The sequence below is a fragment of the Photorhabdus sp. P32 genome, assembly GCF_038085095.1.
Taxonomy (GTDB): domain Bacteria; phylum Pseudomonadota; class Gammaproteobacteria; order Enterobacterales; family Enterobacteriaceae; genus Photorhabdus; species Photorhabdus luminescens.
This window is the reverse complement of record NZ_JAZGJN010000175.1, coordinates 1-10178: the sequence shown is the minus strand read 5'-3', so window position 1 is coordinate 10178 and position 10178 is coordinate 1. Positions and strand designations below refer to the sequence as shown.

The following is a 10178-nucleotide window of genomic DNA, read 5'->3' as shown; positions in this document are numbered from 1 at the left end:
CCGACCCCCCCCCCGCCCCCCTCATCGTCTAAACACTCGCCCACGACACAGATATATCCCCCGCGCGTTTCTTCGTCTGCGAACCTGTTTGTCAGGAGCACTCGACAACCTTTTTTTCGCGTATACCTAATAGATTTCGAGTTGCAGCGCGGCGGCAAGTGAACGAATCCCCAGTCACATAGATAACGATGTGACTGGGGTGAGTGAAAGCAGCCAACAAAGCAGCAGCTTGAAAGATGAAGGGTATAACTGCCTACTCCATTAGTTCTCATTACTGTGGACTATTATTTTGTAAGTTAATAGTGAATACGGATAGTGTGCAGGAGTTGCTGCGTATATTGTCTTGGTTCGCTCTTTTTATAAAGAATGGTAAATGAAATAGTTTAATGGGATGGGCGTTAAATAGAATTGGATCATGAATGTCAGGATGTGAGTAGCTGTTTTTGTGGGGTTATACCCAATGGATTTCAAGATGCATCGCGACGGAAGGGGAGCGAATCCCCGGCAGCATAGATAACGATGTGACCGGGGTGAGTGAGTGCAGCCAACAAAGAGGCAACTTGAAAGATGACGGGTATATAATGTTTACATAGATTCATCAGGCTATCGGGATTATTATTATTTATGTAATATTATCCTTCGATATTAATAATTTGATACCAAAAATAAATTGAAGATAAACTAGTTATTATCATCTTCCCTAAAAAAATTATTTTTTCAACAGGCGTTAAGGTAAAACTCATTTGGGTACGCCTTTTAGTTCCATTGCTCTTTTACTATGAGTAATAAAATCAAAACATCTTCCCAGGCATTACGAAGAGATATGTCCAAATAAAATAAGACCATATTTTCTCTGCCGAGGCATTAACTGGCAGTGTGAAAATTGACTTTAATATTTGTGTTTTCTTATATCATTAATACATAGTAAGTTTACTTATGATAAGTTATCTTATTGAATGTGAATTTTATTTTTTGTATTAATTAGTTGTATATTAAACTTTTAAATATTTGCTCTATGTTCGATGTTCGACACTGACTTCAACCTTGTTTCGGCGTAATGCATCGAACATTTACTCTTGACATAGTTTGGTAATTATGTAAGACGGCAATAGTATTTTCGTCAATCCAGACAATTGAGGTCTATATTAAATATAGGATTTCGAGTTGATGGTTTTATGGAGAAATCTCGGCATTGTTCCATGATAGATAATTAAGAATAAATAGTTATATTGGGTAATTAGCTAGTAACTCAATATTATTTGTTCAATCAAGCCTTTCCTATTTGATGTTTATTAAAATGAGGAGTACGGAAATGTCAAGAACCGAAAGACTTATAGTATTATTGCAATACTTGAGACAAAGAAGGTATCCTGTCAGTGGTAAATTACTCGCTAGTGATTTGAATGTAAGCTTACGCACGCTTTATCGAGATATTGCTTTACTAAATAGTCAGGGGGCAAATATAGAGGGCGAGCCAGGTTTAGGTTATATATTACGACCGGGTTTCATGTTGCCGCCTTTAATGTTTACGATGGATGAAATTGATGCCTTAGTTTTGGGCAATAAATGGGTTATTGAACAGAATGATGTTGTTTTGGCTAAGTCTGCTCATAGCTTTATCTCTAAGATCGCCGCAGTATTGCCTGAAGAACAACGTGATCAGCTATATTATTCACCAATGTTTGTAAAAATAGAAGGTTACAGTAAAGTTACAGATAATAACTTAATGTTATCTGATATCAGAAAAGCGATATACCATAAATCAAAAATAGTGATAACTTTTCTTGATTTAAATAATACACATACTGTGAAGACAACCTGTCCACTGTCGATCTTTTTCAATAATGAATTCTTTTTAGTTTCTTGGTGTGAATTTAGTCATGATTTTCTTAAGTTACAAGTGGGAAAAATAGAGAAACTGGAAGTATTATCTGAAAGATATATACAAGATAGAATATTATTACTAAAAAAATGGAGTGAGAAAGAAGGATTATCTGATAATAATTTATCCTAAATAAATAATTACGAATAAGTAATTTATATGGGTGTTTATCGTGTGTATACTTAATTGTTCTTTTTACTGAGCATAGAGTTGAAAATGTATCGTGGATTTTTATGATTACCTGAACTTTTCGCTTTTAGTTAGCCTGAGAATTTGAAAAGTTTAGTGATTTTATTAGATTTTCTGAAATTTGGGTTTATTTGCTCAAAATTAGGGACGAAACCCCTTAAAGGATCGAGCGAATAAAAACGATTATTTGGAAAAAGCCGCCCTGGGGCGCTGATTGTGAATGGTAGGATAAATCACTATTTGGTAATCTGGGGCAACGAATAATAGAGGGGAGAGGGTTGATACTGTGGATAGCAAAGTTAAAGAATTCCCTAGGAGAAAGAATTTTAAGTCGATTGAATATACCCAATGGATTTCAAGATGCATCGCGACGGCAAAGGAACGAATCCCCGGGAGCATAGATAATGATGTGACCGGGGTGAGTGAGTGCAGCCAACAAAGAGGCAACTTGAAAGATGACGGGTATAGAGATCGTGATAGAATCACGATCTCTGTTTTGCCGGTTTGTAAATGTGTCTTTAAGTAAGACTGCTATCGATATTTCCCACATGATACATGTTACTTACATAAATAATCGAGTGGAAGAAAAGCTACCATTTCCATGCATCCGGGCTGGTTCCTGTGGGTAATACGCTAATGCCGAAATCGCTAATGACAACAGCGACATAGATATCATTGTCATAGCAATTCAATTGATATCTCCTTCCTTTTGCCGTCCATTGCCAATAATCATTTTTCCGACTTTCTGGATAGAATTCTTGGATAAGTGAAGCGGTTGCTGGATGTAACCCATCAACATTGAGAGTACTTGTGTTTCCAGAGCTACTCCAAGTCACATCACCGATTAGATTTTCATTTGTAAGATTAACAACGAAGAAATAATGATTATTAATTTCAAGCATTTCACCTTTTTCTTTCTCCTCAGTCTCTCTCATGTTCAACTCCTGGTTAATGGATAAAATGGGTGGTTATTATAGAAATAATAATAATTTCTCTGATATTTCTATTTTTATTGTGATAAATGCAATAACTAAACTAATAATTACCGTAGAAATATAACCAATTTAAATATGTTTTTATTTGCTATTGTTTTTAATCTGAATGATTTACATTAACCTATTGGGCGCAATATTTAATTGCTGTTTTTGATAATTTATTGTCTATAAATTAGTTGCATTTATGAGTAGTGATCATAAATTATATATCGTATATTTTTATAGTAGCGTAAAAGTATAGAATGTAAAGTATATCATCATGAATGTTTTACATGAATATTAAGTGAAGGTTAATTATGCATTGGAAAATGGCTTGAATAGCTATTTTATTGGGTTGATATTGCAAAGCAGTAAAAATAGGTCATTATGATATGAATATGTATAATATATTGATTTTAATAATTTAATTAATTGGCTATTTTTATTTGAGTAAATTTTTTGTGATATTTATCACGATTTTAATGCTAAAAATGCGCGCAAGTAACCATATTGAGCTAAAAATAGAGCATAAAGTGATAATTTAGTTTCATGATTATTGAGAGTTTCTTACTGTAGAGGGAATATAAATAGAAAAGAGTCATGAGGTTATCTGAGAGGTTATGATTTTAATTGTGTAGCCTGAACTCAACTCAGAATTGTGCTATTCCTGTGTGTAAAAATAGAAGGTGATTCTATGTAAGAATGAGGGTGTTTTTTTAGTCATATTATAGCAAAACAGGTTTCTCAATTATAAATAGATAGACTGACGAATAAGTGCTAATGGAATATCTTCTGGTTTTCAATTGGCAGTAAATAAATTTATTGGTGATTATCGGGATAATTTATAACCCGAAGGGCGTTAATTTATATGGGGATCTCTATAATGACTATTTTAATTAATGAATATAAGAAAAAAATGGATAGCGTAAAATTAGGCGATCCTGAAGGAAAAGGATTTTTTTACGATACTAAGCAAGCAATATGGCATTGTTATTCACATGATATTTGTTCTTATCTTCTGAATTCAGATTATGTGACAAAAAAGCAGTTGAGTGTTCCGTTAGGAATATTTTCTGCATCAGATAAGAGTAGAGTTGCCAGATTCATTTTTTATCTTAACGATTCGCTTATTTTCAATGATGATAAATATAATAATGATGTATTAAGTTTTATTCGTGGCAAATTTAACGAAATAGATTTTGAAATTATCGCCAATGATCTTTTATCTTCTTTAAAAGAGTCAGATGTTATCACTGAGGAGCATTTAAGGGGAGTGAATAACTTATTGGCTGCTTCTTTAGTGGGGTTGAAAGCTTCAGCCTTTTTTTCTGCTCACGCCCTAAATGTCGGGATGTTTTTTGATGGGAAGGTGAGGGGGAAGGCGCATTTTGTGTCGATTGCAGAATCTTTTATTGCTATATATCAGCAAATTCTACGGCAAATGACGATTAACGGTGAAATAATGGAGCGGATTCATGTTGAGAAATTTGTGGCTGATCTGTCGATAACATTTATTGCTGCTCATGAAACGACGATGCAATTGATAGCTGCGACATTGTTTTATATTAAAAACCATGCAATCACAGTGACGGAAAATAATATTAAAAGCATTGTTACTGAAACTTATCGTATATCTAGCCCGGTGCTTTCCGTAGATAGAGTATTTAAAGAGAGACTGATATATAAAAATAGCTGTTTCGATAAAGGAGATCGAGCTCTGCTTTATACCGGATTAGCCAATTTCGATGCTACGGTTTTTGACCATCCTTACCAGTTTCAGCCTGATCGTGAAGGCTGCCCACTGTCATTTGGCGCAGGAGTGAAAAAATGTATTGGCATGAACATCGCGATACATTTTACCTGTCAGTTAATAACTAAAATACTCTCTTGTTATCAACTTGATGATATTGAAATTCATGAAGTTATTGTTGGTTCGTCAGCAATAGGTTGTTCAAAATTTACATTGAGCATATCGAAGAAATTAAAAGTCTCATTTTGAATGGATATGAAGTTTAATAGCTTTGCATATTCGGATTTATTTGCCCAAATCTTGATGATTTTTGTTCTATCTGATACAGCTTGTTCTGTCACACAATGTGACGTCATTTTGGTACATATATTGACTTTTGTTAAAGTCGATGTTAAATTCACCAAATAGTATGTTCCGTAAGCTTCGCATAAGTAATGTAAGTGAGTAGTGGATGTCTATAGCGAACTAATAACTAAAGAACTAATAACCGCAATGCGGTAGGAGTAAGGTTTATGGCCACATTAGCAAATGAAAGAATCACCACGAGGGTGAGTTCAGAAACCAAAGAGTTACTCGAAAGAGCGTTATCATTATCAGGGTATGTAAGCTTGAATAGCTTTATTGCAAATGCTGCTGTAGCAGAGGCAAAAAGACTTATTGAACAAAATATGCGTATTCGATTGTGCCAAGAAGATGCATTGGCGTTTGTTCATGCATTGGAAAGACCAGTCAAGGTAAATGAACGTTTCCTTCGTGCTGCTCGTAGACATAAGGAAACAATAACAGATGAAGATGGAACGTTTAGATAAAAACAAACACGATAGAAGTAATTTTGACTGTGGTGAACCCGCTCTGAACAACTATTTGAAAGCAGTATCGGGACAGCATGATAAAAAGGACTTATCAAGAACATTCGTCCTTACAAGTAGTCACAATGGATCTCAAATAAAAGGGTACTATTCCTTGGCGCTATGCACGGTAGAACTAGATGAACTACCAGAGAAAATATCGAAAAAGTACCATTCCACACTACATTGTGCACTTATTGGTCGCTTGGCTATAAGTAAGTTGTTTCAACGCCAAGGATTTGGTGAGATCTTGCTTATAGATGCAATTCGAAAAGCTATAGAGTCGTCAAAATCTATCCCCATCCCAATGATTATCGTCGATGCTAAGAACGACATAGCCAAAAAACTATATATGAATGTAGGATTTGAGGAATTTCCTCAGACAAAGAGCAAACTGTTCATGCCTATGGCTGCTGCAATAGAAATGATAAACAGAGTAGATGCGATGTAACATATTTCTGTTTGAGTCGAAACTTGATCTGACATCCATTCTTGATAGATGACAGATCAGGTTTGAGTTCTAGTACAAGTTATTACGCCACAGAATTTCTGCGTGTCATTCTTCGGTAATTTTCTACCCTTCCTGTCATGACATTTTCTATGCCAGACAATATCCCAGAACAATTATGACAAGCCGGGAAGTCTTCATTTGTTTTACCAACGAGTCGTTGCGTGAATATGTAAGTCTGACTCAAACGACTTGATATATTTTCTCCCTTTTTAGCAAGTTCAGTGACCATATAATTTAAAGATTGAACTTCAGCATGCAGGCCCGCAATACCTGCCATTTTCGGTAAGATGTTCTTGTTTTCCTTAATGTGTGCTCTGATCCTCTGTTCAATTAGTGGATGTAGTTCAGTTCCTGATTCTTTATACGCTTTTTGTATACCCGAGATGAATTCTTTTTCATTAGTAACACGATAGCTGCCAAGATCCATATTCGGCCTCCAACGTTTAGATGTTTGCAGTTTATCGGGATGGTACTGTTCGAAACCGGGCTTCGCTTTTTCGCTGATAAGTTGCACTCCAGGGAAGGTGTTTTTTGCACTTAAGCTACCACTCAGGTTTAAAAATTTATCTTTATAGGTGTCGTGCTCTGTGCTGATGCCATGACCCATAATACCGGCGTGGGCAGCATATCCTTTTAGTTTTGCGTTTGTATACATTATATTTCTGGATGCTTTTTCTCTATCTTTTGGTTTCATCGGTTTGAGTTTTGCTTCGTTTCTCTCTGTTTCTTGTAATATTTCGCCGGTGCTTCTGGTGAAATATTGGTATCTCCGTTCAACTCTTGGATTTTGTTTATACAAAAGTGGCGAAATATCAGGTCTGTTTTGCGGAATGGCTAGATCAAGCCAGTCTAAACTTGAGAGCCCCATATTATCCGCAAGCGTAATTGGGTTATTCATCACCATACAGTAGAGATTTAATCCATCGATAGTACCGGCCGGGTCCGCACTTAGCCATCTCCCCACCCACGGCTGATAATACCGATAGCCGTAATAATACAATCCGCTGGCATCCCGTTCTTTACCAGAATACCGGATTGTTTTGTAACTGGCTTCTGTCTGGTTTCTTGCAGCCCATAGCGCTGTACCGCCAAATGGATAGTACTCTTCTTGACTGATGATTTGCCCGTTGCTATCTATCTCAAGCTGGCTGGAACCAATAAGATTGTCGTAACTGTAACGTACCTGATTATTGTTGATATTTTCCGGTTTGCCGCTTTCCCAGTGCAGAACTCGCACTTGAGCGCGACCGGCTTCACCTACTGTAATGATCTGTAACTCTTCCGTTGTGGTAGCATCGTTTTGTGTTGTATGTGTTGTATGTGTTGTATGTGTTGTACGCAGTTCCAATCCCGATAGGTAAACGGCTCGTTGTTGCCGGAAGATATCCTGCGTTTGCTGTTCACTGACTTTTAATAATCGCATCCCGTCGCTGCCATAGAGATAACACTCTGTGTCGTTGCCATTGTCGGTGTAGTTATCCCGTATTACTGATGTTACCCGTTGTAGTTCACCGCGAGCATTCCAGTTTAGGTTTTGTCCCGGTAGTAATGTCTTCTGATGACCGCCTGCCTCAAACAATGCGTCCACTTTGGTTGGATCAGTGGTCAAGGTACTCAGGACCGCATGGTTGCTGCGATTCGAGACGGTTATGTCTGTGGTGTAGTTGTTTTTGCTCGCGGGTGAACTGTGCCGAATTTGGGTCAGGTTGCCGCCACGGTCATAGGTATAAGTACGGGTGTAATTGGTGTAAGTGTTGTTATCGGAAGGTAGTGCTGGTGAAGGGAGCCGGTGATTCTGTTGGCCTATATTCGCCATTTCGCGCCCTGTGGCGCTGATAAGCTGATACAGGGAATCGTAGGTATAGATATTCTTCGGCACTATTTCCTGATTGCGCCAGAAGCGGGTTGCTTCTGTATCGTTACGGAGACTGATGATGTTGCCAACCGGATCGTATTCATAACGCAGGTCTTGCAGCACTTTAGCTTTAGTATCTGATGGGCGGCGGGTAGTGATGCCTATCAGTCGCTGAGTTTCCGGTTCATAAGTGTATTCGGTGATGATACCGTTACCGTGCTCTTCAAGTAGTTTCTGTCCTGCGGCTGAATAGGTTAGGGATTTGATAATCTCTTGCTCACTCTGGCCTTTCACGGTCAGCCAACTACCTTTTAACTGACCGGCTATATCATATGCCAGACGCTGGATGTTGCCTTTGGCATCGGTTTGCGTCAACAATGCGCCGGTGGCGTCCGTTTTGTTTTTGGTGGTGTATACATCGTTAGTTCTTAATCTATTATCCCAAATCTTTTTATCCTTCCCAAACCAGTTCGCGTCTTGACCATCAGCCAGTAGCTGACGGGATTGTGATAGAACCGCCCCGGTCAGGGAAAGGCGATTCAGTTGGGTCATTCCTGCTGTATCGTAGTGATACATACACTGACCAGCAAGATTTTGGTCTTTTTCTGCCGGTGTGTTTCCAGCCCAGATAAGACGTTCGGTGATATGGGATTCTAGCTTTGGCTCTTGTTCAGTTATGGATAACAGACGACCGGGCAGGGAATTGTCTTCATATTGTCGGGTCTGCTTGACGTCTGTTGCAGTCACAGTCAGGACAGGACGGTTTTCAATATCATGAAGAGTGACAGTACGGCCAGCATCAACACTTTCTGTACGCAGGATATTGCCGGTCAGATCATACTGCCAGAGAAAATTGGGTTTCACCGTTTTATCTTTCTCTTTGTTCTCTTTGGCGTCATACAGGCGCGGATCAAAACTTTTATGTAGATATCCGAGAGCATCATACTGATGACGGGTAATACGGACGTCAGCATTCTCTTCTGCGGTAGTTCGGCAATAACGGATTTCACGGACATTCAGCCCACGGTTATCGTGAACAGTGATGGTGGGGGTATGTTGATAAGTTCTGGGGTCAAAGTTGTTCATAATTTACCTCTTTGTGGTGTTGAATAATTGTGGTGTTGAATAATTTTTTGTCTGCATAGCAGCGAATGAATGTCAAGTTCAGCTTCTCCACATTAATGAGGATAACCTTTCTATTGAGATACCAGCGGTATGCGAGATTTCAGGAGATAAGCAAGAATAATCTCATTTAGAAGTATGCTGCTGTAACTAAATAACAGTAGCAAGTATAGGCAGACGAGTACAAGTATCGTAGAAAACAGTGTCAGCAGTTTTTGCTATCGTTTATGGCTGTTTTTTCTGTTAATAGGTGAATTTTTCAATAAAGGAGAAGTAATTTATTATTATTTAACATGCAGTTATGTACTGGTGGAATGTTAACTGGAAGTATAGTTATCTGTTATAAGCGTGAGCTATTTTATGGGTTAATCTGGCGTCAATTAATGACGCCAGACAAATCGGATGTATCAGATCATGGTGTCAGGCAGACATCCCAGTGAGTATCACTGACTTAAACTTTATCTTGTACGCTATGGTGGAATAAAGCCATTGTGCTTATTAAGGTCTCGTAAGACACTTTCTTAATTGAATGCTCTGTTTTAATGGAATAAAACATAATTTCTTAAATATACTGATAATATTCTCAATGAAAATGATTTTATTGCAATGATTTAATTGTATTTTTTTAAATAATATATGATTTTAATTTGGTTGGATAATGTTTGGAGTATAAGTTTATATTGTTTTTAATGTTTTTTATAGTGTGATTTTTAATTTGGATATCGTTGTATGCAGCATAAATTACCATGATTATTATTTATGAAAATTATTTAAAATAAGGAAGCCGGATCTCCATTTGCATGGAATTTATATTGCGTTTATATAATGGTATAGGATAATAAATTTATTGAATTTAGAGATTATAACATGGGTTAATGTAAAGTAATGGAATGAATTATGAATCAGAAATTGGTTAATTTACCATTGTTATTTTCACAATATAAATAATATTAGATCGTAATTCTGGACTAAATTGTAAAATAAAATGATGAGGATGGTAATTATAAATATGAATGTTATATTTTTAGTATTATAGATGGATAAAAT

General features: G+C 37.1%; 6 protein-coding genes. 4 read left to right on the top strand and 2 right to left on the bottom strand.

Annotated features, from left to right (window positions below; translation table 11 throughout):
* Window positions 1–1312 precede the first annotated feature (1312 nt).
* Window positions 1313–2014, top strand: coding sequence for a helix-turn-helix transcriptional regulator (locus V2H77_RS01875; protein ID WP_341497438.1), 702 nt, complete (start codon window positions 1313–1315; stop codon window positions 2012–2014).
* Between the two features lie 647 nt (window positions 2015–2661).
* Here the strand turns inward: V2H77_RS01875 and V2H77_RS01870 are convergent.
* Window positions 2662–3006 carry a hypothetical protein gene (locus V2H77_RS01870; RefSeq protein ID WP_341497437.1) on the bottom strand — a complete coding sequence of 115 codons (345 nt, stop codon included), beginning with the start codon at window positions 3004–3006 and terminating at the stop codon, window positions 2662–2664.
* Between the two features lie 922 nt (window positions 3007–3928).
* Between V2H77_RS01870 and V2H77_RS01865 the strand changes: the two genes are divergently transcribed.
* From V2H77_RS01865 to V2H77_RS01855, 3 genes are all read left to right on the top strand, one after another.
* Window positions 3929–5044 carry a cytochrome P450 gene (locus V2H77_RS01865; protein ID WP_341497436.1) on the top strand — a complete coding sequence of 372 codons (1116 nt, stop codon included), beginning with the start codon at window positions 3929–3931 and terminating at the stop codon, window positions 5042–5044.
* Between the two features lie 263 nt (window positions 5045–5307).
* The gene (locus V2H77_RS01860) at window positions 5308–5604 is read left to right on the top strand and encodes a type II toxin-antitoxin system TacA family antitoxin (RefSeq protein ID WP_265513229.1); all 297 of its coding nucleotides are present in this window, start codon (window positions 5308–5310) and stop codon (window positions 5602–5604) included.
* Complete coding sequence (locus tag V2H77_RS01855; protein WP_341497435.1) at window positions 5582–6094, top strand: GNAT family N-acetyltransferase; 513 nt, start codon at window positions 5582–5584, stop codon at window positions 6092–6094. The genes V2H77_RS01860 and V2H77_RS01855 overlap by 23 nt, the downstream gene beginning before the upstream one ends.
* Window positions 6095–6176: 82 nt before the next feature.
* Here the strand turns inward: V2H77_RS01855 and V2H77_RS01850 are convergent, their stop codons facing one another.
* Complete coding sequence (locus V2H77_RS01850) at window positions 6177–9095, bottom strand: RHS repeat-associated core domain-containing protein (protein WP_341497434.1); 2919 nt, start codon at window positions 9093–9095, stop codon at window positions 6177–6179.
* Between the last annotated feature and the right edge of the window lie 1083 nt (window positions 9096–10178).

Coding starts and splice junctions, on each gene's coding strand:
- V2H77_RS01860 (WP_265513229.1), top strand. CDS start 5,308: ATGGCCACATTAGCAAATGAAAGAATCACCACGAGGGTGAGTTCAGAA.
- V2H77_RS01850 (WP_341497434.1), bottom strand. CDS start 9,095: ATGAACAACTTTGACCCCAGAACTTATCAACATACCCCCACCATCACT.
- V2H77_RS01875 (WP_341497438.1), top strand. CDS start 1,313: ATGTCAAGAACCGAAAGACTTATAGTATTATTGCAATACTTGAGACAA.
- V2H77_RS01865 (WP_341497436.1), top strand. CDS start 3,929: ATGACTATTTTAATTAATGAATATAAGAAAAAAATGGATAGCGTAAAA.
- V2H77_RS01870 (WP_341497437.1), bottom strand. CDS start 3,006: ATGAGAGAGACTGAGGAGAAAGAAAAAGGTGAAATGCTTGAAATTAAT.
- V2H77_RS01855 (WP_341497435.1), top strand. CDS start 5,582: ATGAAGATGGAACGTTTAGATAAAAACAAACACGATAGAAGTAATTTT.